The 26295-nt window shown below is 65.8% G+C and carries 18 protein-coding genes; 2 read left to right on the forward strand and 16 right to left on the reverse strand.

The window, feature by feature from the left end:
* Positions 1–79: 79 nt before the first annotated feature.
* The 13 genes from tkt to ACEF39_RS16855 form a co-directional block, all read right to left on the reverse strand.
* Positions 80–2077: a transketolase gene (gene tkt / locus ACEF39_RS16795; RefSeq protein WP_500285882.1), complete on the reverse strand. Its 1998-nt coding sequence runs from the start codon at positions 2075–2077 to the stop codon at positions 80–82.
* Between the two features lie 202 nt (positions 2078–2279).
* On the reverse strand, positions 2280–3614 hold the full coding sequence (locus ACEF39_RS16800; RefSeq protein WP_033831880.1) for a dicarboxylate/amino acid:cation symporter: 1335 nt from the start codon (positions 3612–3614) through the stop codon (positions 2280–2282).
* Positions 3615–3671: 57 nt separating this feature from the next.
* A complete protein-coding gene (locus ACEF39_RS16805; RefSeq protein WP_500285883.1) occupies positions 3672–5372 on the reverse strand; it encodes a BatD family protein in 1701 nt (566 codons plus the stop codon).
* A complete protein-coding gene (locus ACEF39_RS16810) occupies positions 5369–7213 on the reverse strand; it encodes a tetratricopeptide repeat protein (RefSeq protein ID WP_500288040.1) in 1845 nt (614 codons plus the stop codon). Before ACEF39_RS16810 ends, ACEF39_RS16805 begins: the two co-directional genes overlap by 4 nt.
* A 17-nt stretch (positions 7214–7230) precedes the next feature.
* Positions 7231–8235: a vWA domain-containing protein gene (locus ACEF39_RS16815; RefSeq protein ID WP_236512707.1), complete on the reverse strand. Its 1005-nt coding sequence runs from the start codon at positions 8233–8235 to the stop codon at positions 7231–7233.
* A complete protein-coding gene (locus ACEF39_RS16820) occupies positions 8232–8681 on the reverse strand; it encodes a DUF4381 domain-containing protein (protein ID WP_500285884.1) in 450 nt (149 codons plus the stop codon). The genes ACEF39_RS16815 and ACEF39_RS16820 overlap by 4 nt, the downstream gene beginning before the upstream one ends.
* A complete protein-coding gene (locus ACEF39_RS16825; protein ID WP_500285885.1) occupies positions 8678–9607 on the reverse strand; it encodes a DUF58 domain-containing protein in 930 nt (309 codons plus the stop codon). Before ACEF39_RS16825 ends, ACEF39_RS16820 begins: the two co-directional genes overlap by 4 nt.
* Before the next feature lie 8 nt (positions 9608–9615).
* Complete coding sequence (locus ACEF39_RS16830; protein WP_499291234.1) at positions 9616–10641, reverse strand: AAA family ATPase; 1026 nt, start codon at positions 10639–10641, stop codon at positions 9616–9618.
* A 171-nt stretch (positions 10642–10812) separates the two neighbouring features.
* Positions 10813–12783 (reverse strand): type IV pilus secretin PilQ, encoded by a 1971-nt coding sequence (locus ACEF39_RS16835; RefSeq protein ID WP_500285886.1) that lies wholly within the window; start codon positions 12781–12783, stop codon positions 10813–10815.
* Positions 12784–12804: 21 nt separating this feature from the next.
* The gene (locus tag ACEF39_RS16840; RefSeq protein WP_080150643.1) at positions 12805–13311 is read right to left on the reverse strand and encodes a pilus assembly protein PilP; all 507 of its coding nucleotides are present in this window, start codon (positions 13309–13311) and stop codon (positions 12805–12807) included.
* A gap of 26 nt (positions 13312–13337) precedes the next feature.
* Positions 13338–13994, reverse strand: a complete 657-nt coding sequence (locus ACEF39_RS16845; RefSeq protein ID WP_500285887.1) for a type IV pilus inner membrane component PilO — start codon at positions 13992–13994, stop codon at positions 13338–13340.
* Positions 13991–14887 carry a PilN domain-containing protein gene (locus ACEF39_RS16850; protein WP_500285888.1) on the reverse strand — a complete coding sequence of 299 codons (897 nt, stop codon included), beginning with the start codon at positions 14885–14887 and terminating at the stop codon, positions 13991–13993. The genes ACEF39_RS16845 and ACEF39_RS16850 overlap by 4 nt, the downstream gene beginning before the upstream one ends.
* Entirely contained in the window at positions 14887–15945 is a 1059-nt protein-coding gene (locus tag ACEF39_RS16855; RefSeq protein WP_032951624.1) for a pilus assembly protein PilM, read from the reverse strand. The genes ACEF39_RS16850 and ACEF39_RS16855 overlap by 1 nt, the downstream gene beginning before the upstream one ends.
* Positions 15946–16162: 217 nt before the next feature.
* Between ACEF39_RS16855 and ACEF39_RS16860 the strand changes: the two genes are divergently transcribed.
* Together ACEF39_RS16860 and ACEF39_RS16865 are read left to right on the forward strand one after the other, a co-directional pair.
* Entirely contained in the window at positions 16163–18589 is a 2427-nt protein-coding gene (locus ACEF39_RS16860) for a penicillin-binding protein 1A (RefSeq protein WP_500285889.1), read from the forward strand.
* Between the two features lie 317 nt (positions 18590–18906).
* Positions 18907–19551: a hypothetical protein gene (locus ACEF39_RS16865; protein WP_089236654.1), complete on the forward strand. Its 645-nt coding sequence runs from the start codon at positions 18907–18909 to the stop codon at positions 19549–19551.
* 26 nt (positions 19552–19577) lie between these two features.
* On the opposite strand, the gene ACEF39_RS16870 is transcribed toward ACEF39_RS16865, so the two are convergent.
* From ACEF39_RS16870 to ACEF39_RS16880, 3 genes are all read right to left on the reverse strand, one after another.
* Entirely contained in the window at positions 19578–20315 is a 738-nt protein-coding gene (locus tag ACEF39_RS16870; protein ID WP_500285890.1) for a hypothetical protein, read from the reverse strand.
* 69 nt (positions 20316–20384) lie between these two features.
* A complete protein-coding gene (locus ACEF39_RS16875) occupies positions 20385–25508 on the reverse strand; it encodes an ESPR-type extended signal peptide-containing protein (protein ID WP_500285891.1) in 5124 nt (1707 codons plus the stop codon).
* Between the two features lie 63 nt (positions 25509–25571).
* Positions 25572–26279 carry a pilus assembly protein gene (locus ACEF39_RS16880; RefSeq protein ID WP_500285892.1) on the reverse strand — a complete coding sequence of 236 codons (708 nt, stop codon included), beginning with the start codon at positions 26277–26279 and terminating at the stop codon, positions 25572–25574.
* Between the last annotated feature and the right edge of the window lie 16 nt (positions 26280–26295).

Here is a 26295-nt window from a genome sequence, read left to right on the forward strand (position 1 = left end):
CGCGCGGGCGATTCGTTTCGCTCCGCAAACGAGAAAGGCCGGCTTTCGCCGGCCTCCCCGTATTCCGTTGCAGCGGGGCTTACAGCGCCTTGGCTGCTTCCACCACGTGCGCGGTGGTGATGCCGAAGTGCTGGTACAGCTTGTCGGCCGGGGCCGAGGCACCGAAGGTGTCGATACCGATCACGGCACCGTCCAGGCCGACGAACTGGCGCCAGAAGCCGGTGATGCCAGCTTCGATCGCCACGCGCTTGCGCACGGCGTTCGGCAGCACCGATTCGCGGTAGGCCGCATCCTGGCGCAGGAACACATCGGTGGACGGCATCGAGACCACACGGGTCTTCAGGCCGGCCGCATCCAGCTGCGCCTTCGCTTCGGTCGCCAGCGAGACTTCCGAACCGGTCGCGATCAGGATCACGTCCGGGGTGCCCGCAGCATCGGCCAGCACATAGCCGCCGCGCTCGATCTGTGCGATCTGCTCGGCGTCGCGCGGCTGGTGCGGCAGGTTCTGGCGGCTGAACACCAGGCAGCTCGGGCCGTCCTGGCGGGTGATCGCAGCCTTCCAGCTCACGGCCGACTCGACCGCGTCGCACGGACGCCACACGTCGTTGTTCGGGATGTAACGCAGCGAGGCCAGATGCTCAACCGGCTGGTGGGTCGGGCCGTCTTCGCCCAGGCCGATCGAGTCGTGGGTGTAGACGTGGATGGCGTGGGCCGGGATCAGCGCGCTCATGCGCACGGCATTGCGGGCGTAGTCGCTGAACACCAGGAAGGTGGCATCGAACGGAATGAAACCACCGTGCAGGGCCAGGCCATTGGCGATCGCGGTCATGCCGAACTCGCGCACACCGTAGTACACGTAGTTGGCATTGGCATCGTCGGTAGCGACGGACGTGCTGCCCTTCCACAGAGTCAGGTTCGAGTGCGCCAGATCGGCCGAACCGCCAACGATTTCCGGCAGCAGCGGTGCGAACGCCTCGATGGCCAGCTGCGACGCCTTGCGCGAGGCGATGGTCTGGCCTTCGGCGGCAACCTGGGCGATGTAGGCGTCAGCCTTGGCGACGAAGTCGGCCGGCAGATCGCCGTGCGAGCGACGGGTCAGTTCAGCGGCTTCGGCCGGGTACTGCGCAGCGTACTTGTCGAACTGCTGCTCCCACTCGGCCTGACGCAGGGTGCCGGTACCGCCAGCACGCCAGCCGGCGTAGATCTCTTCCGGAATCTCGAACGGGCCGTAGTTCCAATCCAGCGCCTTGCGGGTGGCTTCCAGTTCGTCCTTGCCCAGCGGTGCGCCGTGGCTGGATTCCTTGCCGGCCTTGTTCGGCGAACCAAAACCGATCGTGGTGCGGCAGCAGATCAGGGTCGGCTTGCCGTCCTGCGACAGGGCCGCTTCGATAGCGGCCTTGATGCTCTCCGGATCGTGGCCATCGACGCCCCGGACCACGTTCCAGCCATAGGCCTCGAAACGCTCCGGGGTGTTGTCGGTGAACCAGCCTTCGGTGTTGCCGTCGATGGAGATGTGGTTGTCATCCCAGAAGCAGACCAGCTTGTGCAGGCCCCAGGTGCCGGCCAGCGAGGCGGCTTCGTGGGAAATGCCTTCCATCAGGCAGCCGTCACCCATGAACACCCAGGTACGGTGATCGACGATTTCCAGCTCCGGGCGGTTGAAGCGCTGTGCCAGCAGCTTCTCGGCCAAGGCAAAACCGACCGCATTGGCGAAACCCTGGCCCAGCGGACCAGTGGTGGTCTCCACGCCCGGGGTCTCATGACGCTCCGGATGGCCAGCGGTGTGGCTGCCCAGCTGGCGGAACGCCTTCAGCTGCTCGATCGGCAGGTCATAGCCGCTCAGGTGCAGCAGCGCGTACTGCAGCATCGATCCGTGGCCATTGGACAGCACGAAGCGGTCGCGGTTGAACCACTGCGGGTTGTTCGGGTTGTGACGGTGGTAGTCGTTCCAGAGGACTTCGGCGATGTCGGCCATGCCCATGGGCATGCCGGGGTGGCCGGACTTTGCGGTTTCAACCGCATCGGCGGCGAGGAAGCGGATGGCGTTGGCCAACTGGCGACGGGTAGGCTGCGTCATGGTTCTGTCGGAATCGGGAGGCGGCCGCGGAACTGCGGGCGGCCTATTGTCCCACAGACGCCGGGTGGGGTCAGGCCAACAAGGGCGGTCGTGCCGGCCGCTGGCCGGCAACGTCGTGATTTCCGCTGGATTCCGCATATGAAAAGGGGTCGGAGCCCTTTCCTGCGGAAAGGGATCCGACCCCGATCAGGTATTGCCTGGGTCAGTTGTCCAGACGGGCCGCGGCGGCAGCGGCCTCGGCCGGAGTGTCCGGCGCTTCACCCTTGGCCACCAGGGTGGTCAGGGCCAGGTCGCCGGTCACGTTCAGCGCGGTGCGGCACATGTCCAGGAAGTGGTTCACGCCCAGGATCAGGCCGATGCCCAGCGGATTGACGCCGACCATCGCACAGATCATCGCCACCACCGGCAGCGAGCCGGACGGCACACCGGCCGTACCGATGCCACCGAGGATGCAGACCGCCATCACCATGACCTGCTGGCCGATGCTCAGGTCGACACCGAAGAACTGGGCCAGGAAGATCACCGTCACGCCCTCGAACAGCGCCGTGCCGTTCTGGTTGGCAGTGGCGCCCACGGTCAGCACGAAGCGCGACACGCGCTGCGGCAGGCCCATCTGGTCGGCCACGCGCAGTGCGGTCGGCAGGGTGGCATTGCTGGAGGCAGTGGAGAAGGCCATCACCGTGGCCTCCTGGGTCTGGCGGAAGAACGCCAGCGGCGAGCGTCCCGACAGCCACACTGCGGTGCCGTAGGTCACCACCATGTGCAGGCCCAACGCCAGCACCACCACGCCTACGTAGGCCCCCAGGCGGATGATCAGGTCGAAGCCGAACAGCGCGGCCAGGTTGAACATGAAGCAGGCCACGGCATACGGCGCCAGGCGGATGACCAGGTTGATCAGGGTCATCGAGATTTCGAACACGCCTTCGATGGCGCGGCGCAGAGGGGCCACCTTCGCCTCGTCGGTCAGCACCATGCCGATACCGAACATCAGCGCGAAGAACATCAGCGACAGGATCGCGCCATTGTCGGAGGCGGCCTGCAGCACGTTGCTCGGCACGATCGACAGCAGCATATCCATGCCCTTCGGCGTGCCATGGATGCCAGCAACGATTTCCTTGCTGCGCTCGGCATTCTCCGACAGCATCAGCGCGGCCACCTGCGGGTCGACGCCGGCACCGGGCTTGAGCAGGTTGACCAGCACCAGGCCGATACCCACTGCGATGCCGGACAGCAGCACGGTGTAGGCCAACGTCTTCCAGCCGATGCGGCCAAGGGCACGGATGTCGCCCATCTCCGACACGCCCATGATCAGCGCCGAGAAGATCAGCGGCACGATCAGCATGAAGATCAGGTTGAGGAACAGGCCCGAGGCCGGGGTGGTGACGTAGTCCATTACCCACTTGGCACCGGTCTGCAGGCCATCCACGCTGCCGCCCAGGGCATGCACGATCAGTCCCAGGACCAGGCCGATCGCAAAGCCGATGCCCATCTTCCAATGCAAGGGCAACTTCTTCTTGTCGGCAGCAGCTGCTGTCATGCGCGGGATTCCTCGAAAAATGAATCTACTCTAACAAAGCGCGCAAGCCGCGCCGGTTCAGGGTTGCCGCGGCGGATACAGCGGCGGCAGCCCAGTGTCGACGGCACTGCTGGCGGCCGACCAGTGCGGTCCGTCACGGAAGCTTTCGCGCAGACGGGCCCGCAGCGCGGTGACATCGCCCATCCCGCCCCAGCGCGCCTGCTGCAACGCCTGCAAGGTCTGCTGCTGGGCCGGATCGGCCAACCTCTCGATCACCTGTTCCAGGCGCTTCACGCCCGCCATCGAACACAGCAGTGCCTCCACCTGGTCGAAACCTTCGCCATCGATGGCCCGGCGCAGCTCGGCCACGCTGGCACGCGACGACGGCGCAGGTGCAATGGCCCCAGGGCGGGGAACGGTACGGGCATGGGCGACCGCATGGCGCCCACGTCGCCATCCCCATGCCAGGGTCAACAGCCACAGCAGCGCCAGCCCTGCGGCGGCGGCCATCCACGGCCACGGCCGGGTGCCGGCTGCGGTCGGTGCAAGAGAGGATGCAGCGGCAGGTGCGGCGGTGCCCGGCAGCGCGGAATCGGTATCGATCGGTTGTGCCACGGGCGCGCCGGCCCGGCCTGCGGCCACGGCCAGTTCCAGGTCCGGCAGGCTGGCCTGCTGGGCACTGCCGTTGTCCACGTTCCACCAGGCCACCCGCGGCCCGGGCACACGCAGCGATCCAACCTGCCGCGGCACGATCGAGTAGCGACGGGTGATCTTCAGGCGTGGCGTGCTGCCGTTGAAGGTCTCCTCGTACTGCGCAGGTTCGGCGAACACCTGTGCGGCGTCGCCGAGGTCGGGCACGGGCAGATCGGTGAACTGGGCCCGGGTGGCGCCGTTGGCGATCGCTTCGACCATCACGGTGGCCGCTTCGCCCGTGCGCGCACTGCTGGGTGCAGCGGTGTAGCGCAACTGCAGGCTGTGCAGGGGCAGCCACGGCTGCACGGCCTGCGCCGGTTGCGCCTGCACCTGCAACGTGCGTTCGGCACCGACGGCATTCATGCGGCCATCGCCACCGCTCCCGAAGAAGTCATCGAAGAAGCCACCTGCACTACGGCCGGTGAAGCGCGCGCCAGGCAGGCGCAACGCCCCGCTGCGCTCGGGGATCAGCAGGAAGCGACGTTCGACCACGTTGTAGCGACGGCCGTTGACCTGGCGCACGTCGCTGCGATCCTCCCCCACCCGCTGCAGCGAAGCGCCACTGGGTGTGTCGAGCACCAGTTCGCCCGACGCCAGCTGCGAGGCGAAGTACAGCCGCACCACCACGCCCACGCTCTGCTGCACGTAGGGTGTCGGGTCATCCACCTCGGTTTCGATGAAGGCGGTGGCATTGCTCTGCGGGGTGGCCACCGCCGCATCGCTTACCTGCAGTGGCAAAGGCACCGTGCGTGCACTGCCCACCTGCAACGAGGGCACCTGCAGCGTACCGGTGCGGCGCGGTGTCAATGCAACGGTATAGAGGTTGCGCTGCTGGACGCCGCCGTTGCTCCACTGCACCTGACGACTGCTGCTCTGCGCACTGAGCACGAAATCGGCATTCAACGGTGCATAGTCCGGTGCACCTTGGTCGGTCTCGATGTGCAGGGTGACCGCATCACCGGCAGCGATGCTGTCCTGTTCCAGCCAGGCACGCGTCTGCGCCATGGCCACCATCGGCAGCCACAGCAGCAGCATCGCCAGCACAGGCAAAGGCCACCGGAATTGCCTGCTCGCCATGCCTGTCATCGCCCTTCCCTCTTTCTACGTTCGTTTTCCAACTGGAACTTGGCTCGCAGCAATGCCCCCGGATCATCCGGTACGCGCCGCATCCACGCCTCTACGGCCTGCTGTTCCTCACGCTGTTGCGGCGTGCCGCCATCGCCGCGCACTGCTGTTTTGCCGGCTTCACCGGCGCGCGCCTGCTGCAGGGCCTGCTGCATGCGCTGACGCTGCTGGGCATCGGCCTGCGCCTGGGCCTGCGGGTCGGCCGCCGGCGGCGGCTCCTGCTTTGCCCCCTGCTGGCCGGAACCCCCCGATGCCGGATTCTGCTGGCCCTTCTGGTCCTGTGGTTGCTGCTGGCCTTGCTGGCCTTGCTGGCCTTGCTGGCCTTGTTGGCCTTGTTGGCCTTGCTGGCCTTGCTGGCCTTGCTGGCCTTGCTGGCCTTGCTGGCCCTGTTGATTCTGCTGCTGTCCCTGCTGCGGCTTCTGCTGCCCCTTGCCCTGCCCCTGGCTGTTGTTCGACGACGACTTGCGCTTGCGCGCGGCGTCGACCACCGCCCGGTTGGCGACGGCGTCGGCCATCTGCGGGTGGCGCGCCAAGGCCTTGTCGTAGGCGGCGATGGCACCGTCATAGTCGCCCTGGCGGGCAAGCACATTGCCGAGGTTGTACCAGCCCGCATCGCTGTCAATGCCTTCGAACTGCTTGCGGGCAGTAGCGAAATCACCTTGACGGTAGGCCTGCACACCCGCAGCCAGGCGCGCATGCTCACGCTGGTCGGCACGTTCCCACAACGTGCCCGCTGGTGCAGGTGTCGGCGCGCGCGGCTGCGCCTGCAGCTGCCCGCTCAAGGGCAGAAGACCCACGGCCAGCACCGCCGCCAGCACCGCACGGCGGCGGAACGCCAGCAGTGCCAACAGCATCACCGGCGGCAACAACCAATAGCCTTCGTCCTGCCATTGCCGGGCCTGCCCGGGCCGCTCCAGCGCGCCGCCATCGCTGGCATCCAGCACGTCCAATGCCTGCAGATCGCGATCATCGCTGGCGATGCGCTGGTAACGCCCGCCGCCTGCGGTGGCGACGGCACGCAGGCTGGTGTCATCCAGCGCGGCCTGTGCGATCTGGCCTTGACCATCGCGGTAGGCGGCGCCGGACGGTGTGCCCAGGCCCAGCACCGACACCTGCAGGCCGAGACCACGCGCCTGCGTTGCCGCAAGCACCGCTTCGCTGTCGGCCTGGTCGCTGATCAGGAGAATCTGGCCATGCAGGGCACCGGTCTGCCGCAGCAACCGGACCGCCCAGTCGATGCCACGGTCAGCGCGCTGGCCGTCACGCGGCATCACCTCCGGCGCCAGCGCATCCAGGTACAGCGCCACGTTGGCCGCGTCGTCGGTCAACGGCGCCACGGTATAGGCGTCTTCGGCATAGACCACCAGACCCACCTGCCCGCCTTGGCGGGCGCGCAGCAACGCACCGATCTTTGCCCGCGCCTGCAGCAGGCGCGAGGGAGGAAGGTCGGTCGCGGTGATGCGGCTGGAGAGATCCAGCACCACCACCAGCGGCGCGCTGGCCTGATAGACCGGCTGCGCCTGCTGCCGCCAGCTGGGGCCAGCAAGCGCCAATGTCGCCAGGGTCCAGCCCAGCAGCAGCGCCCATGGCAGGCGCACGCGTCGCTTTCCCTCGCCAGCCAGCAGGTGCGACAACAGGTGGGCATCGACCGCCTGCCGCCAGGCATCGCTGCGCCGTTGCCGGTATATGGCCACCGCGACGATCAACGGCAGTGCCGCCAACATCCACAACCACTCCGGGCGCAGGAAATGCAGCGCGCTCCACTCGAACGTGCTCCACTCGAACGCGCTCCAGTCGGGCATCTTCAGGAAGGTGGCGCTCATCGGCGGCGCTCCGGCCATACCCACGCCAACGCACCCAGCAGCAACGCGACAGCCAGCGGCCACGCATAGCGCTCGTTGCGCGGACGCAGTGTCGGTCCCTTCGCGGCGATCGGCTCCAGCCGGTCCAGTTCGGCATAGATGCCGACCAGCTGGTCGGTGTCACGCGCACGGAAGAAGCGGCCGCCGGTCATCTCAGCGATCCTGCGCAACGTTGCCTCATCCACCGGGTCGCGGTCGGCGGCCACCGGAATGCCGAAGAACCGCGCACTGCCGTCGCTGCCAAAGGCCACGGTGTGCACGCGCACGCCTTCGGCACGCGCCAGCTCGGCGGCGCGCAGGGGTTCCAGCACACCGGCGTTGCTGACACCGTCAGTCAGCAGGATCAGTACACGCTGCCCTTCGGGCTGGCTGCGCAGGCGTTTGACAGCCAGCGCGATGGCATCGCCAATGGCCGTCTCGCGTCCGGCAAGGCCGACCACGCTGTCGCGCAGTTGATCGCGCACGCTGGACAGATCCGCGGTCAACGGCGTGAGAGTGTAGGCACGGTCACCGAACACCAGCAGGCCGACGCGATCGCCGGCACGACGGTCGAGGAAATCGGCCAATACTGCCTTGGCAGCGGTCAGGCGCTCCACCGCCTGTGCGCCGAGCACCATGTCCGGCTCGCTCATGCTGCCGGACACGTCCATCGCCAGCATCATCTGCCGGCCTTCCTGTGGCGGGGTGATCGCCTCACCCAGTTGCTGCGGCCGCGCCATCGCCACGCACAGCGCCAGCCAGCCCAACCACAGCAAGCCGCTGCGCAACCAGGAAACCCCGATGCGCCCGCCACCGGCCAATGATTCCAGTTCGGCGGCGGCGTAGGGCACGCGCAGCGCGGCGCCCGGGTCGGCACGCCGTTTCCACGCGTACATCAGGATCGGCAACGGCAGTGCCAGCAGTGCCAGCGGCCATGCCAGCTGCAGATCCGGCCAGGGCCAGTAAGCTGCCAGCGCGCTCATCGGCGGCGCTCCTGCAGCAACGCCAGGTAGCGCGCCCGTGCCCACGCGCGCACGTCGGCCACGGCAGCGGCATCCACGCTTGGACGATACGCGCCCTCGGCCAGCAGGTTGCGCTGCGCAGGCGGCAGGGTGTCCTTGGGATCGACATGCTGCCACCACGCGTCATCGCGCAGTGCTTCGCTGCCGGGTCGCGCCTGACGCGCCGCACGCCGCAGCAGACTGGCGATGGCCGCCAGCTCCGACGGCGCTCCGTTCACGGCCGCAATCTCCTGATCGAACACACGCACCCACTGTTGGCGACGACGACGACGACGCCAGACCACCGCAGCAATGATCGCCAGCACCAGCAGGAACAGGGCGATCAGCATCAGCCAACCGGAAGCCGGCGGCCACCACGAGGGCGAAGCCGGCAACTGCACATCACGCAGTGGCAGGGAGGCACTCATGCCGGCACCTCCGTCGCTGCCGGTGCCAGCCAGGCGTCGCTGGCCGCATCGGTGGACAGCACCTGCACATCGACGCGACGCGCGGCGAGCTGGCTGCGCAGCTGCTGCAGGGGTTCAACAAAATGCGCTTGCCAGTGTGCCCGTACATCGCTGCGGCGCAGGTCCAGGCCGATGCGCTGCTGTGCGGCGAGAAACTGCAGCGGCGCCGCTGGCGGTTGCAGCTCCAGCGGATCGACCAGCAGCAGCAGACTCAAGTCATGATGCTGGGCCAATGCGCTCCAGCGCGCTGGCGGAATGCGAAGCGCCTGCTGCGGATCGGCCAGTACCAGCATCCGCGCGCCCGGGCGCAGCACCCGCCCGGCATGGTCCAGCGCGCGCTCCAGGCCGAGGTCATCGGCCGGTGGCTGCGCGTACCAGCGCGTGAGCGCATCGAGTACGCGCAGTACGCCACGTGCACCGCCGGCCGGCGTGATCGGTGCTTCGCGATCACTGCCGCGCAGTGCACCGATGCGGTCGCCGCGCCGCTGTGCAGACCATGCCGCAACGGCGCCGGCGCGCGCTGCCTGCACCGATTTGAAGCGCACTCGGGTGCCGAAATACAGCGCAGGCGACGTATCGGCAACGATCAGGGTGACGCGCTCGCGTTCTGCCTGGAACAGTTTGGTATGCGTGCGACCGGTGCGGGCAGTGACGCGCCAGTCGATGTGGCGCGCGTCGTCGCCCGCCACGTATTCGCGTGACTCTGCATATTCCATGCCGCGTCCGCGCAGCGGCGACGGCGCTTGCCCGGCGCTGCCCGCTCGCCCTCGACGAGGCGGCGGCGGGCGCTGCGCCAGGCGGCGCAATGCCACCAGCTCGGCCAGCTGCGGTCGCAGACCATCGCCTTCGCTGGTACCCGGAGCAGGTCCGTTGGTCGTGCCAGTCATGCGCGCACTCAGGGTGCCGGTACCCGGGCCAGCAGCTCCTGCACCAAGCGCTCACCATCCCACCCTTCGGCGACGGCTTCATAGCTGGGCAGGACCCGGTGGCGCAGCACATCGGCGGCCACGGCACGCACGTCGTCGGGGGTGACGAAATCACGCCCTGCCAACCACGCCCGCGCCCGTGCGCACCGTTCCAGTGCGATGGAGCCACGGGGGCTGGCGCCCCAGGCAATACGGCGCGCCAGCGAGGCGTCGTAGCGCGAAGGGTCGCGCGAAGCCAGTACCAGCTCGATCAGATAGCGCTCCAGCGCGGGGGCCATGTGCAGCTCCAGCACCTCGCGGCGCGCGTCGAAGACATCCTGCATCGGCAGTTTTTCCGGCGCCGCTGCGGCCTCACCAAGCGCACCCCGGGCACGCTCGCGGGCCAGCCGCAGGATCTCCGACTCGGCCGCCTGGTCCGGATAACCAATGCGTACATGCATCAGGAATCGATCCAGCTGCGCTTCCGGCAGCGGGAAGGTGCCTTCCTGCTCGATCGGGTTCTGCGTGGCCATCACCAGGAACAGCGATGGCAGCGCATAGGTATGGCGACCGACGGTGACCTGGCGCTCGCCCATGGCTTCCAGCAGCGCGGACTGCACCTTGGCCGGCGCGCGGTTGATTTCATCGGCCAGCAGGATCGGATGGAAGATCGGCCCCGGCACGAACTCGAAACGGCCTTCCTGCGGGCGCCAGATCTCGGTACCGGTCAGGTCCGAAGGCAGCAGGTCCGGGGTGAACTGCACACGTGCAAAGTCTGCTTCCAGCCGCGCTGCCAAGGCCCGGATGGCCGTGGTCTTGGCCAGGCCCGGGGCACCTTCCACCAGCAGGTGGCCATCGGCCAGCAAGGCGATCAGCAAGCGTTCGACCAGCGCCGCCTGGCCAACGATCTCGGCCGACAGTGCATCGCGCAGGTTGCTGAAGGCCGCATGCAGTCGCGAGGTGACGGGGGCAGGCGGCGGAGAAATGGATTCGGGCATCGGCGGAGGCAGGTTCATGGGGGCCTTTGACCGGCGCGGGATGGCTCGGGTTCCCCACATCATCGCAGGCCATCCGGCTGCTGGCATCAAGAACGGCTGAACAGCCTCCACGCATGGCGTGGATCTACTGGCGCAAACGACGCGGGGCCGCACATGGCGGCCCCGGTCGGATACAGCAGATGTAATGCCTCAGTTCTGGCGCGCCACGCGCAGAACCTTCGGGGTCACGAACACCAGCAGTTCGGCCTTGTCCTTGTTGCGACCGCGCTTCTTGAACAGGTTGCCGAGGAACGGCACGTCGCCCAGGAACGGCACCTTGCTGACACTGTTGCGGTCGGTGAACTCATACACGCCGCCGATCACCACGGTCTGGCCATCTTCCACCAGCACGGCGGTATTGACCTCGCGGCGGTTGATGGACGGCACGGTACCGTAGCCCTGCAGCTGGATCAGCTGATCGACCTCGTCCTTCTTCACCGCCATGTTGAGGAATACGCGGTTGTCGTTGGTGATGGTCGGAGTGACCTTCAGTTCCAGAACCACTTCCTTGAACTGGACGTTCGGGGTGGCTACACCGCCAGCGCCGCCGCCACTGATGGTGACATAGCCGATTTCCTTGCCCTGCTTGATCAGCGCCTCGCGCTGATTGGTGGTCACTACGCGCGGATTGGAAATCACTTCACCACGCGACTCTTCCTGCATGGCGGACAATTCCACATCAAGCAGATAGCCTGCGTTGAGGATGGACAGCGCCAGCGAACCAGGATTGCTGGCCGTTGCCACCGGCAGGTTCCAGTTCAGGCCGCGGGTGATGGCCGAACCGACCGAAACCGGCGGTGGACCCACGCGGCCACCGGCGATCCAGTCGCGCTCAGCCTTCGCGTTGGTGCTGGCGGTGTCCACCTGCGATTCGCGGGTCTTCCGATTGGCCTCAAGGTCGCCGCTGAAGTAGACGTTGTCACGGCTGCCGCTGATGCCGAACTTGGCGCCCAGCTCGCGCGCGAACGTGTCGGTGGCGATGACGATGCGTGCTTCGATCAGCACCTGGTCGACCGGGCGGTCGATCACGTTGATCAACTCGCGCATGCGCGCGATCTTCTTCGGAATGTCGCTGATCATCAGCGTGTTGGTGCGCTCGTCAGCGACGATGCGGCCACGTGCCGAGAGGAATCCGCTTTCTTCCTGCGAACTGCCACCACCACCACCGCCGCCGCCACCACCACCACCGATGCCCTTGGCCTCGGTCAACGCTTTGAAGATCTGCGTGGCACTGTGGTAGTTGATCTGGACGTAGTCGGTCATCAGATCTTCGCGGTTCTCGATGGCGATGCGCGCGTCTTCCTTCTCCTGCTCGAACTTGGCCAGCTCGGACTGCGGCGCAACCCATACCACGCTGCCGTCACGACGCTTGTCCAGGCCCTTGGCGCGCAGCACGATATCCAGCGCCTGGTCCCACGGCACGTTGACCAGGCGCAGGGTCACATTGCCCTGCACCGAGTCGGAGGCCACCACGTTCAGATTCGACTCTTCGGCAATCAACTGCAGCACGGTGCGCACGGGCACGTCCTGGAAGTTGAAGGTCACCGGCTTGCCGGCGAAGCCGCGCTGCGGCACGCCCTTGGCGGCCTGGGTCACGCTGCCGGCAGTGACTGCGCCGACGGCGGCCTGCGCCTGCCGTGGGCTGATCTCCACCACATACTCGTTGCCACTCTGGTAAGCCAGAGACTCGACCGGACCACCCGTGCTCAGCACCAGCTGGGTGCCGGCCCCGGACGGCTTGGCGTCGATGCGCTGCACCGGGGTGGCGAAGTCGGTGACGTTCATCGGCTTCTGCAGATTGGCCGGCAGGCGTGCGTTGCCGACATCGACAACCACGCTGTTGCCCTGGCTGCGCAGGTCGGGCATTGCGCCCTGGCCGTCGAACTGCAGGATCAGGCGGCCCGCGCCGTCATCGCCACGCTTGAAGTCGATGCGTGCGACCGAAAGGCCTGCCGGCGCAGCGGCCGGCGTCGCCGCCAGCGCAGTGCCGGTCGGCTTTTCCGACGGTGCGGCGGCCAGCGCCGGAGCGCAGGCCAGCATCAACGCGACTCCCAGCGCGCTGATGCGGTTCAAGGTAGAGCGCCGGATGGGACGCAGCCCCTTGGCTTGGTGAAAGGTCATCGTGCTATCCCCAGTAAACGATCATTGATCTTCCAGCGCGAGCGTTGCTGGACGTTCCAGCCAGCCACCCGCGCCATCCGGCACCAGTTCGATCAGCTCCACGCGGTCTTCGAAGACCGCAGTGACCCGCCCGTCGCTCTGTCCCAGGTAACCGCCGGGACGCACCCGATAGGTCACCTTGTCCGGCCCCATCACCAGCGCCACAGTGCCGGCGCCTGTACCGATGGTGCCGACCATGTCCAGCGCGTCCAGCGGGAAGCCTTCCATCGGCTCCTTGCGCCGGTTCGGATCTGGCCGCAGTCCCCCATTCCCCTGCTGCGGGTTGGTCCAGGCATCGGTGAACGGATCGCGCATGCCCTGCGCGGAGTATTCGAAGGTCTCGAACTGCTGCATCACCGGCAGCGGCTCCAGCGGCTGCGCCGGTCGCGCACGCTCGCTCTCGACCCACTTTTCCAGATTGGGTGCATCACCTGGCGTGCTGGTCACGCCGCGGCCACAGGCAGCCAGCAGCAGCACCGTCAACGCCATCCCACCACGTGCAATGAAGGAACGGATCACTTCTTTTCCTCCTTGCCCGCTTCAGCCTTCTGCTGTTCGGCGACCTCGGCCTCGTCCAGGTAACGGTAGGTCTTGACCGTACCGGACAGTTCCAGGGCTCCGGCGCGGATGTTGCCGCCGGTCTTGTCCTTGGGCTTGAGGTTGATGTCGTGCATGGTCAGGATCACCACCCGCGGCAACGAGGCCACGCCACTGACGAAGGCGCCGAACTGGTGGTAGCTGCCCACCATCCGCAGCTTGATCGGCTTCTCGGCGTAGAACTCCTTGATCTGCTCCTGTTCGGGTTCGAACAACTCGTTGGACAGGCCGCTGGACAGCGCGGTCTGCGAGATGTCGATGATCAGATCAGGCATCTCGGTCTTGCTGGGCAGCTGCCGCAACATCTGCTGCAGCACCTGCTCCATCTGCGCCAGCTGCTGCTTCAGCGGCTCCAGGTTGACCGCGCGTTCCTGTTCCTTGGTGAATTGGGCACGCAGCTCGGTTTCCCGCGATTCCAGGCCCGCCAGCTCCTCGCGCTTGCCGCTGATCAGCAGCATCCAGAGCACGAACATGATCACCACGGCAATCAGCGAGCAGAACACGATCTTCGCGTTCCTCGGCCAGTTGCCGATGTCGTTGAAGTCCAGGTTCTTGATGTCGACTTTCTTGCTCATGCGCGATCCCCCTGCAGCGGGGCGTGGAAGGCCTGCGGTGGCTGCGCCAGGCGGCTGCCCTCAGGCTTGGTGGCCGGTGCGGCTGGTACAGGCTTGGTCGGCGCAGGCGTTGCCGCCGGTGCTGGGACCTGTGCAGGAGCGGTCGCAGGCGTAGCTGCCGGTGCCGGAGTCGATCCCGTCAGCGGCGCGGCGAGAGCCGGTGCTGCGGCGTCCGGCCCGGCGCTGAGCGGTGCGACCGTCGGTGCCACCGGCGCGGTGCCGGCCACGCTGCCATCCGGATTCAGGCCCGGCGTGGCGCCTGCTTCCTCGCTCTGCGCGGGCAGCTTGACCTTGACCTTGAACACGTACGGCAATGCCTTGATGTCAGCCACCGGGCCGGTCGCGCGCCCGTCCTTGTCCTTGTCAGGCTCACGCGCCTCGATGATCGCCAGCTCCGGATTTGTCATCCAGCCGGAAACTTCGAGGTTGCGCATGTAGGCCGAGACACGCGCGTTGGACTGGGTGCGGCCCTCCAGCGTCAACACGTCACCTTCCTGCTGCAGAGCGGTGAGCACCACGCCATCGGGGATGGTGCGGACCAGCGCATCGAACAGGTGGACCATCTGCGAGCGCTTGGCCTGCAGCTGCTCGATCACGGCCTTGCGGGCCAGCAATCGATTCTTCTGCTCGTCAAGGCGGTCGATTTCCTTGTTCTGCTCCTTGACCTTGTCGATCTCGGTCTGCAGGTAGGCGTTGCGATCGCTCTGCCCGCTGACCTGCATGTCGTAGTAGAACCAGATCAACAGCGACAGCAGCAGGCCACCCAGGGCGGCCATGCCCAGCATGATGCCGAACTCGCGCTGGCGTTGCTTGCGCCGTTCGGCGCGCCAGGGCAATAGATTGATGCGTGCCATCAGTCAAAGCTCCTCAGCGCCAGACCGGTCGCGATCATCAGCGCGGGGGCGTCCTGGGCCAGCGCGTGCGCCTGCACCTTCGGCCCCAGGGTCATCTGTGCCAGCGGGTTGGCGACCACGGTCGGCACGCCCAGCTGTTCCTCGACCATCTCCGGCAGGCCTGCAAGGGCAGCACAGCCGCCGGCCAGCACGATGTGATCGACCCGGTTGAACTCGCTGCCGGCGTAGAAGAACTGCAGCAGGCGGCTGATCTGCTGGACCGTGGCTTCCTTGAACGGCTCCAGCACTTCCATCTCGTAGCTTTCCGGCAGCCCGCCCTGGCGCTTGGCCAGACCGGCTTCCTCGTAGCTCAGGCCATAGCGGCGCATGATCTCGTCGGTCAGCTGCTTGCCGCCGAACACCTGTTCGCGGCTGTACAGGCTACGACCACCGCGCAGCACGTTGAGGGTGGTCATGGTGGCGCCGATATCGACCAGCGCAACCACGCCCTCGGCCGAAACCGGCAGCTCGCTGGCCACCAGGGCGAAGGCGTTCTCGACCGCGAAGGCCTCCACGTCCATCACCTTGGCCTGCAGGCCACCCAGTTCCAGTGCGGACTGGCGCAGTTCAACGTTCTCCGAACGCGAGGCCGCCAGCAGCACCTGGACCATTTCCGGGTTGTTCGGGATCGCCCCGATCACCTCGAAGTCCAGGTTCACTTCCTCGATCGGATACGGAATGTAGTTGACCGCTTCCAGCTCGATCTGGGCTTCCATGTCGTTCTCGTCCAGGTCGGCCGGCATCGGGATCACCTTGGTGATCACCGCCGAACCGGCCACGGCCGCAGCGGCCAGCTTGGCCTTGCTGCCGGAACGGTTCATCGCCCGGCGGATGGCCTCTCCCACGGCCTCCACTTCGACGATGTTCTTCTCCACCACCGCGTTCGGCGGCAGCGGTTCCACGGCGTAATGTTCCACACGGAAACGATTGCCGCTGCGGGAAAGCTGCAACAGCTTTACCGCAGTCGAACTGATGTCGACGCCAATGAGCGGCGACTGACTTTTTGGGATGAGCCCCACGGTTTCTCCCCTGCCGACGGGCACTTGGACGCAAGAGCTGCGTCCGCGCATTAATAACGTATTCTTAGCAAATGGCAACCGCCCTGCTGTGACATCCCTCACAGGATGAACACGCAGCCCCTGGCGTCCCCTTGCACTCCCCAGTGCCGGCCCCAGCCGCCACCTTGCGTAATCTATACTCTGCGACCACGAAATTCGCAATCGGAATCTGACACCGATGACCCGTCTCCGCCGCTGGCTGCGCTGGATCTTTCTTGTTGTCCTGGTCCTGGCGCTGGTCGGAGCGGCCGCCGTTGGCGGCCTGTACTACGCCGTTTCTTCCAAGCTTCCCGACGTGCAGACCCTGCGCGATGTGGAAATGCAGGAGCCGATGTACGTCTACGCTGCCGACGGCAAGCTGATGGCGGTGTTCGGCGAGACCCGGCGTACCCCCATCACCATGAAGGACGTGCCGGAGAAGCTGAAGCAGGCATTCCTGGCCACCGAAGATGCCCGCTTCTACGAGCACGGCGGCGTGGACTACAAGGGCATCGGCCGCGCGGTGTGGCTGCTGGCCACCACCAACGACAAGCGCGTGCCCGGTGGCTCCACCATCACCCAGCAGGTGGCCCGCCAGTTCTTCCTCAGCTCCGAGTACAGCTATACCCGCAAGCTGGCCGAGATCCTGCTGGCGCGCAAGATCGAATCCGAGCTGAGCAAGGACGAGATCTTCGAGCTGTACCTGAACAAGAGTTTCTTCGGCAACCGCGCCTACGGCGTGGCCGCCGCTGCCGAGTTCTACTACGGCAAGAAGCTGGGCGAACTGGACCTGGACGAGATGGCCTCGCTGGCGGGCATCCCCAAGTTCCCGTCCTCGGGCAACCCGATCTCAAACCCGGAGCGCGCCCGCCAGCGCCGTGACAACTATGTGCTGCAGCGCATGGCCGACCTGAAGTTCGTCAGCCAGGCCGAGGCCGATGCGGCCAAGGCCGTGCCGATGCACGCCACCGCGCATGAGCCGCCGGTGCAGGTCGATGCGCCCTACGTGGCCGAACTGGTGCGCCAGGAAATGATCGCCCGCTTCGGCGGCGACGTGGTCAACAAGGGCTACCACGTCACCACCACCATCGACGCGACGCTGCAGACCGCCGCCAACCTGTCGGTGCGCGATGGCCTGCTGCTGTACGACCACCGTCATGGCTGGCACGGCGTCGAGAAGCAGGTACAGCTGGGCGCAGGTGATGACACCGCCGCACTGGCCGAACACCTGCGCGGCCTGTTCGGCCAGGCCGGCCTGCTGCCGGCGATCGTCGCCAGCACCGGCGCCGACGGCAGTGCCACCGTGGTGCTGGCCAACCGCAGCGAGATCGTGCTGCCGGCCGGCGCCGCCAAGTGGACCAACAAGAGCCCGGCCAAGCTGGTGCAGCGCGGCGACATCGTGCGCGTGCGCGCCGGTGCCAAAGAGGGCGAATGGCTGCTCGACCAGCTGCCGCGCGGCCAGTCCGCGCTGGTTTCGCTGGACGCCCACAGCGGCGCACTGAAGGCCCTGGTCGGCGGCTTCAGCTTCTCCGGCAACAAGTTCAACCGTGCCACCCAGGCCCGTCGTCAGCCCGGCTCGAGCTTCAAGCCGTTCGTCTATGCAGCCGCCTTCGACAAGGGTTACAACCCGGCCTCGATCGTGCTCGATGCCCCGGTCGTGTTCCGCGACCGCCGCGGCAAGACCTGGGCGCCGCAGAACGACGGTGGTGGCTTCCGTGGCCCGATGCGCCTGCGTGAAGCGCTGGTGCAGTCGCGCAACCTGGTCTCGGTGCGCCTGCTTGATGGTATGGGCGTGGACTACGCGCGCAAGTACATCAGCCAGTTCGGCTTTGCCGAATCCGAGTTGCCGCCGAACCTGTCGATGTCACTGGGTACCGCCTCGCTGACGCCGCTGTCGGTGGCCCGCGGCTATGCCGTGTTCGCCAACGGCGGCTCGCGCGTGGACACCTGGCTGATCGACCAGGTCAACGACCGCGATGGCAACCTGGTGTTCAAGGAAAACCCGGCAATGGCCTGCCGCGACTGCGCCGGCAGCAGCGACCAGCCGGTGAACCAGGTGGTGGACGGCTTCAACTTCGGCGCCCCGGCCCCCAAGGTTGACGCCACCGCCGCTGCCAAGCCGGAAGCCAAGACCGAAACGCCGGCCACCCCGGTCAACCCGGACGCGCGTACCGCACCGCGTGCGATCGACGCCCGTACTGCCTACCAACTGGTGTCGATGATGCGCGACGTGGTCCAGCGCGGCACCGGCGCGCAGGCCAAGGTACTCGGCCGCGAAGACGTGGGCGGCAAGACCGGCTCCACCAACGACCACCGTGACGCCTGGTTCTCCGGCTTCGGCGGCCCGTACGTGACCACCGTGTGGGTGGGCCGCGACGACTTCCGCTCGCTGGGCTACCGCGAATACGGTGGCAAAGCGGCCCTGCCGATCTGGATCGAGTACATGCGCACTGCGCTGAAGGACACCCCGATCGCACAGAACGAACCGCCGAGCGGTATGGTCCAGGCCACCCTCAACGGCGCGGTGGAGTGGGTGAAGGTGGAAGACATGGACCGCCTGACCGACTACGACCTCAACCTGCAGAGCACCCCGCAGGCCGACGCGGCCGCGTTCGATATCTTCTGAAGGCGCAGGTTCGGTGGGTGCCAACCATTGGTTGCCGCCGATACATTCGCCGGGCATGGCCCGGCGCTACCACCGTTCGGTGGGTGCCAACCTTGGTTGGCACGATGGCCCGGCGTTGCCCTGGTGGTCGCCAACCTTGGTTGGCGCCGATGCATCCGCCGGGCATGGCTCGGCCTACCATGCCGCACCCGTCGGGCGCCCTCTCCCGGTAGCGCCGGGCCATGCCCGGCGAGCGCAGCGGCACCTCCGTGGAATACCCACGCAGATGTCACATGCCTGCGCTAGTCTGTAGCCAGGTCGCAACAGGGAGTCATCGCATGCACCGCGCTCACCAGCATGCTGCCAGCCAGACCCGCGAACGGCGTCATCGCCTCGCCCACGAAGCCGCCCGGCTGATGGCCGAGGGCGGAATCCGCGACTTCCACCAGGCCAAGCTCAAGGCCGCCAGCCGTCTTGGCATCCACGACGATGCCTCGCTGCCCCGCAACGTCGAGATCGAACAGGCCCTGCGCGAGTACCAGCGGCTGTTCTCCGGCCCACAACACGGCAACGAACTGCAGCGGCGGCGCGAGTCCGCGTTGCGCGCGCTGGAGTTCCTGCACGGCTTCTCGCCGCGCCTGGCCGGCCCCGTGCTGGACGGCACCGCCGACGCCAACAGCCCCGTGCAGTTGCACCTGCACAGTGACGACCCGGAGGCCGTGCATCGCTTTCTGGACGAGCACCGCATCCCCGCCGAATCGCGCACGCGGCGCCTGCGGCTGGACCGCGAGCGCAACCTGGATGTGCCGGTGTGGGTGTTCAGTGCCGAAGAACTGACCTTCGACCTGGCCGTACTGCCCTACGACGCCCTGCGCCAGGCACCGCTGTCGCCGGTGGATGAGAAACCCATGCGCCGGGCGTCGGCCACGCAATTGCGGCAACTGCTGGCCGAGACGGAGATCACCGCCTATATCGGCGGATGACCGGCGTAGAGCCGCATGGCTCGGCTCTACGGGAAGATCAGCTTTTCCTCGGACGGGGTCGCCAACCGTGCCAACCACGGCACCGCGGCACGGTACGGATACTCGGCCATCATGCGTGCATGCATCTTCTGCATGTCATGCAGGTTCCAGGCGTGCGAGTACACGTCCTGGAAATCATCCGCCCAACCACTGCGCACGCGCATGCGTTCGCCATCAAGATTCGGCACCAGGTACCAGGGCACCTGCAGGATCTCGGCCAGGGCCTTGTTGCGTACGGCACTCTCGCGTCCCGACCGCTGCAACTGTTCGATGCGGAAACTCACGCGGCGGCAGGGAAAGGGCATGCAGGCACCGGTAGCGTTGATGTAATCGGCGATGTCCGCGTACATGTCCGCCTGCAGCTTCATCGGTACCGGGTCCTGCAGCGTCTGCCGCACCCGCAGCGTGCGCTGGGTGCTGCCGCGGATCTCCGCAGCACTGTAGAAGGGATGACCCGGCGTCGTGCCGCCGTGGCGTACCAGCACCATGCGATGAATCGCTTCGTCGGTCAGCACTTCCACCCGCACGGCGGCAGCTTCCGGATGGATGCGCGGCTGCGGCACGTTCACCACGCGCCAGAACCCCCACACCATCAGCCCCATGCAGATCATCAACACCAGGCACGCCAGCGTCCACGTATCCATGTCGTGGGTGACGTAGCGGATGCGGGCACGCCAGACGTAGTAGCGCCGATAGGTCATGAAGCGGCTCATGAAGTTGTACATTGCAATCTCCTCTGCAATGGCCCCGGCGCGGCGGGGCTCGTTACGCGCACCACACCGGGGCGCCATGGCTTACCAGCCGATGCCCACGCCCACGCCCATGCTGCGTTCACCGCTGTTGGTGAACGCACCATTGAGGCTGAAGGTGGCTGAGCCCTTGTCGTTGAGTACGCGCTGGTAACCCACCGCCATTGCCGACTCGCCCTCGGCGTAGCCCACGCCCGCGCCGAGGCGGTTGTAGGTGGCCAGGCCAGCGGTGTTCATGGCCATGGCCGTCTGCGCACTGCTCATCGCCGCCATGCGGTTGAAGCGCTTGTCCATCTTGTCCAGGCGACGCTCGAAGTTGCTGATGGCGCCATCGGTGTATTCGTTGGCGCGGGCCAGCATCTTCTCCAGTTCAGCGGTATCGACCTGCGGCGTGGGCGACGGCGTGTCGTCCTGCTTCGACTTCGGCTGCGGCGTAGGTGACGTACCCTCGCCTGCCGAGGCCACCTGCGGCGAATCGCTGGCTTCCGGCGTTGGCGTGACCTGTTCGGTCGGCGCGGTCGAAGCCGTAGACAGCGCACGCGACTGCGGCTGGCCATCCACGCGCTGCTCCAGCCCGTCCATGCGACCATTGAGCTGCTGCTGCACGGCGTGCAACTGGCCACCGTTGACCGCCTCGCGGCTGCCGGCGGCGATCAGGCCGTTGGCCACGTTGGAGATGACCATGCCGTTGGCGCCGGCCAGGGTGAGCTGGGCGGTGCCGTCGCTGCGGGTGGAGGGGGCTTCCTGGAAGACCGAGCGGAGCTGGGTTTCGACGCGATCCATGCGGGAGCCGGTGGTGACTACGGCGGAGTCCAGCGTGGTGAGTGCGTCGTTGACGGTGCTCTGGTGCCGGCCCTGGACGGTGAAGCCTGCGGTGGTGACGTTGCCGTTGGCGTCGATGTTGCCGCCGAGGGTGGACAGGGCGCCGCGGAGCTGACCGATGGTGGCTGCGTCGTTGGTGTTGCGGCCGTTGGCTACGTTCGCAATCCGGCGTTTCAACAAGTCATTGCCTAAAGAAACGGTGTCTGCATCATTGGCAATAGATTGATAGCCGATGGCTACCGAATTCCTCGCAGTGGAACGAACCTCGCTTTCTGCACCGAGAGCAATGCCGCCTCTAGCAGCGACTTGGCTCCTGCCCCCCACAGCGAAACCATCTTCCGCGCGCTCGTGAACGTAGGAGGCCCGACCCAAAGCCACAGAATTCCTGGCTTTGGCTGTCGCAAACGCACCAACTGCCGTCGCACCTTCGCTTGCCAATGATGCTTCCGCACCATCACCAACTGCCAACCCGAAAGCTCCAGAGAAGGCCCCCTGCCCGACCCCCGTATCACCAACTGCTAGATAGCGTCCTTTCCGTTCGACTTCATTAATCCTGGAGTTCGTTGCAAACAGCTGCCCGCCGTTCACAGCATCTGTGCTCGCTGCAGAACTGATATCTGCCGCCGCCACGCCGGTTATCTGAGCTCCGGCAAAATCAATCGGTCCCTGGAACCATTCATTGGCGATCCCGCGCCCGCTCCCCATCAATTGGTCTATATTGATCTTATTGCGATCTATTTCCTGCTTGGCTGCATACAGCTGGCTACCAGTCACCGCATCGCGACTACCGGCAGCAATACGCCCATCGGCCAGATTCGACAGAACCATGCCTTGCGCACCGGCCAGATTCAGTTGACCAATTCCATCTGCCCGGGTTGAGGGCGACTGCTGGAACGTCGCACGCAGCTGACCTTCGAGGCCATCTACGCGACTGTCTGACCTAACCACCGCCCCATCGAGTGCAGCCAAGGCGTCTCCGACGTTGTTCTGCTTACCACCTTGCACGCTATAGGTAGGCCCAACAACGTTTCCGAAAGCATCCAGGCCTGCACCGCCACCGAGTCCAGCAAGAGCTTCGTTGAGCTGCGCAATGGTGGTCGCATCGTGATCGGAAATGCCACGATCAACGTTTACCAGGCGCCGCTTTACAGAGCCGTTCCCCACTGAAACAGTATTTGCTTCGGTTGCAATTGAATAGGAACCCAGTGCCACTGCGCCATCAGCGCCCGCTACGACACGGCTCAATGCACCAAAAGCGACGCCTTCTTTTGCATACACGTTGGAACCGACTCCCAACGCAAAGCCTCTTTCTGCGCCCTCTGCGACAACCGCACCTCTTCCTATCGCGACTGAGTTGAACGCACCTGCAACCGCAAAACTTCCTATTGCCACTCCGCCCTCAGAACCCAACGAGGCTTTTGCCGAATCGCCCAACGCAACCCCAAGCAGACCGGCATCTGCATCAATGCTCTCATCGTCATAACCAACGCTCAGGAATCGCCCTTTGCGCTCGAGCTCACTAACTCGGACATTGGTCGCAAACAACTGCCCGCCATTCACCGCATCCGTACTGGCGGCAGAACTGATATCCCCCGCTGCCACCCCCGATACGCGCGCACCTTCCATGTCCACCAGGCGACGATCAGCACTGAACTTGACCACGCCATCCAGATCCGGATCGAAGTTATCGAAGTCCGTACGCAGCGCATCCAGCTCGATCCGGTTGTCGGTGATACGCCCGTCCTGATCCGTCAGCTGCTGCGCATGCCCTGCCAAAGCCTGCCGCTGCGTCTCCACCGTGGTATTGGTCGCAAACAGCTGCTGGCCAGTCACCGCATCGGTGCTGCCCGCACTCAGCGTGCCGTTGGCAATGTTATAGATGCGTCGCTTGGCTCCGGTCTTGTTCGCGACATCCACGATGGTCCCAGTGTTCTCCGCACCCAGACGCACGTTGCCACTGGCAGACACCTGGCCCACCAGCCCAGCCAACGCATCAGCCTTCAGCACAGCGCCATCAGCTACGCCACGGGCGGCATCGGCCGCCGTCTTCGCCGCGGTTGCCGCCATGCGCACGCTGGCCACTTCGCTATTGGTGGCATTGAGCTGCTGCCCGGTCACTGCATCCGTGCTGGACGTACTGAGCACGCCATTGGCCAGATTCTGGAGCTTGCGCTTGGCACCACTCTTGTTGGCCACGTCGACGACGGTACCGGTGTTGTCTGCGCCCAGCCGCACGTTTCCACTTGCCGATACCTGCCCCACCAGGCCATCCAGTACCGCCACGCGCGCCTGCGCACCGTCCGCGGTCGCCTTCACAGAAGCCACGCTGGTGTTGGTGGCATGCAGCTGCTTGCCGGTCACCGCTTCACTGCTGGACGTACTCAAGGCGGCATCGGCCACGTTGACCACTTTGCGCTTCAACGAGCCATTGCCCACCGAGACCTGATTGGTGGCAGTCGTGGCTGAGCCATTGCCGAGCGCAACCGCGCCCGCATGTGTCGCACTGGCGCGATCACCGAGGGCCAACGCGCTCTGCGCCGTAGCACTCGCCTGATTACCCAGTGCGGAGGCATACAGGCTGCTGGCTACGGCGCCGCGCCCGACCGCCGTGGCCTGGTTGGCCGACGCGTTGCTCTGGAAGCCCAGCGCAGTGGCGTGCGTGCCCTTGCCGGACGCCTCATGACCGACCGCAATACCACGGTCACCCGTTGCCACAGCGTCCAGTCCAAGTGCCACCGCACCGTTGCCACTGCGGGTGCCGGCACCAATGGACACACCTGCGTTGCCACTGATCTTGTTACCCGCGTCATCCACCGTCGCGCGAGCGTCCGCGCCCATGGCGACGCTCTTGCCGTTGTAGGCTTTGGCGTTGTTGCCCAGCGCCGTACTGATGCCGTAGCTGGCCTGCTCCGCGACAGCTCCCGCGCCCAGCGCCACGGCGCTGGCGTTCAGCCGCGCGGCCGTTGCGTCGGCTGCTGCCTGCGCCTTGCTGACATTCGTATTAGTCGCGTTGAGCTGCTTACCCGTCACCGCCTCGGTGCTGGTCGTGCTCAGCGCCCCATCCTTCAGGCCGGTGATGCTGCGAACAGCGTTGGACTTGTTGCGCACATCCAACACGGTACCGGTGTTCTCGCCGCCAATACGCACGTTGCCACTGGCCGAGACCTGGCTGACCAGGCCGCTGACCGCATTGGCCTTGGCCAGTGCAGTACTGGCATTGGTGTTGGCCGTGTTGGCCGTGGACTGTGCTGCCGCGGCTGTCGTCTTCGCTGCATCGGCAGCGGTCTGGGCTCTGGTCACGTTGGTGTTGGTGGAATTGAGCTGCTTGCCGGTAACCGCATCGGTACTAGTTGTCGACAGTCGTGCGTCGGCCAGATTCACGATGCGCCGCTTGGTCGAATCATTGCCAACAGAGATGGAGTTGGCCTCGTTGGCCAGTGAATGTGATCCAAGCGCGATGCTTCCGGAGGCTGCTGCTTTCGCACCGTAGCCAACTGAAATCCCGTCGTACTCGGAACTGGCAGAACCACCAATAGCGATGGCTCCTGTGTAGCCGCCTGTCCCGGCAAACGCTCCACCACCGATGGCAATTCGCGAGATGCCAGCGGAACTGTCTACGGTCTTTGCACTTCGTCCAATTGCGATGGCGTCGTCGCCAATGGCCGTCGCGTGGTTGCCCACTGCGATTGAGTATGCGCCGAATGCTTTGGCTACTGTTCCCACCGCAGTCGCGTACTTTGCCGTTGCCTGGCTCAGATACCCAAGCGCGTGAGCGCTATCTGCAGATGCAACGGCAGAGCTCCCAAGGGCGACCGATGACTGCCCACTGGAGTTGGCCTGTTGGCCAATCGCAACTGCACTCGAGGCGGATGCTTTTGAATCGTTACCCATTGCTATGGCCGAGAATCCAGTTGCCTGAGCGTTGGAACCTGCAGCAACACTGTAGGATGCACCGGCAAGCGCCCTCCAGCCGAACGCAGCGGAGTAGAAGTTCTCGGACCTCGCCTCCGGACCCACGGCCGAACTGCCATAGCCATTGGCCTTGGCCTGATAACCAAGTTCCAACGCAAGTCCGCCTGCACGTGGCGTAGCTGCGAACAACGAGTATGCAGAAGAAGATCCTGCGCGCACCTCCGCGTTCAGGCACAGCGCCTGCCAGATGGATTCATCGCACTCATCAGCCGCAATGATGTCGCCAGCTTCTGCTGAGGGAACCGCAAGAACAAGCCCAAGCAACACTGCGCCCGCAGCCGTTGACCGCGGCTTACCTCCGGTCGACGCCAGTTCGCTGGCAACAACCCAGCATTGACGGGTTCGATTCCACACACGTCTGTAGATACGGTTCATTGCTTACTCCTTAACAGCCAGTTCAAGTGAAAGCCCACCAGCACCGCTGGCGGGGCTGGGTAATCAACCGGCGCCGGGCGCCAGGGTCTGTACGTGCTCGCGATAGCCATCGCGGGTCAGCCGGTAACGCATCTGCAGCGTGTGTCCCGGCTGCACGGGGAAAGGCAGTTCCAGCGCACTGCCCGGATACAGGCTTCGCGACACGTCGTGCGCGGTGCAGCGCGCACCATCGCAATCGGCGATGCTGGTGATGCCCACGCGTACCGTGCCGGTGTTGCGCAGGCGATTGCCTTCCACCTGCACCGCCATGGCCGGCTGCGCGGGCAGCACATTGACCAGTGCGCCCCATATCAGGCTGACGCCGACATTGGCCTGTGCGCGCTCGCCATCGCCTGCGCGCTCAATGCCGTCAGGGCCACGCACGCCTTCGAAATACACGCGGTAGGCGGTTTCCTTCTCGACCGGCTGCAGCGGAATCACCCGGATCAGGCGATTACCACCACCAGCCAGCGCGAATTTTCCTGGCGTGATGGCGATGGCCGCCTCGCCGGGCTCGACCTCAACCTCCTGCTCGTCTGCACCGGCTGGATTGACGATGCGCTTGATCGAGGCCTGCACATACTGCGGCTGGGTGGACTGCGAATAGATGCGGATCTGCGCGCCCTTCTTCACGTCCACCGACGTGCGCATGGGATGCACCGTGAGGTTGGCGTGGGCAGGCACCGCCATCAGCAGCGACAGGGGAAGCAGGCAGCGAATGAGAGGCTTCATCGGGGGCTCCATGGGA

Origin of the sequence: Stenotrophomonas indicatrix (assembly GCA_041545745.1) — a bacterium.
GTDB lineage: Bacteria > Pseudomonadota > Gammaproteobacteria > Xanthomonadales > Xanthomonadaceae > Stenotrophomonas > Stenotrophomonas indicatrix_A.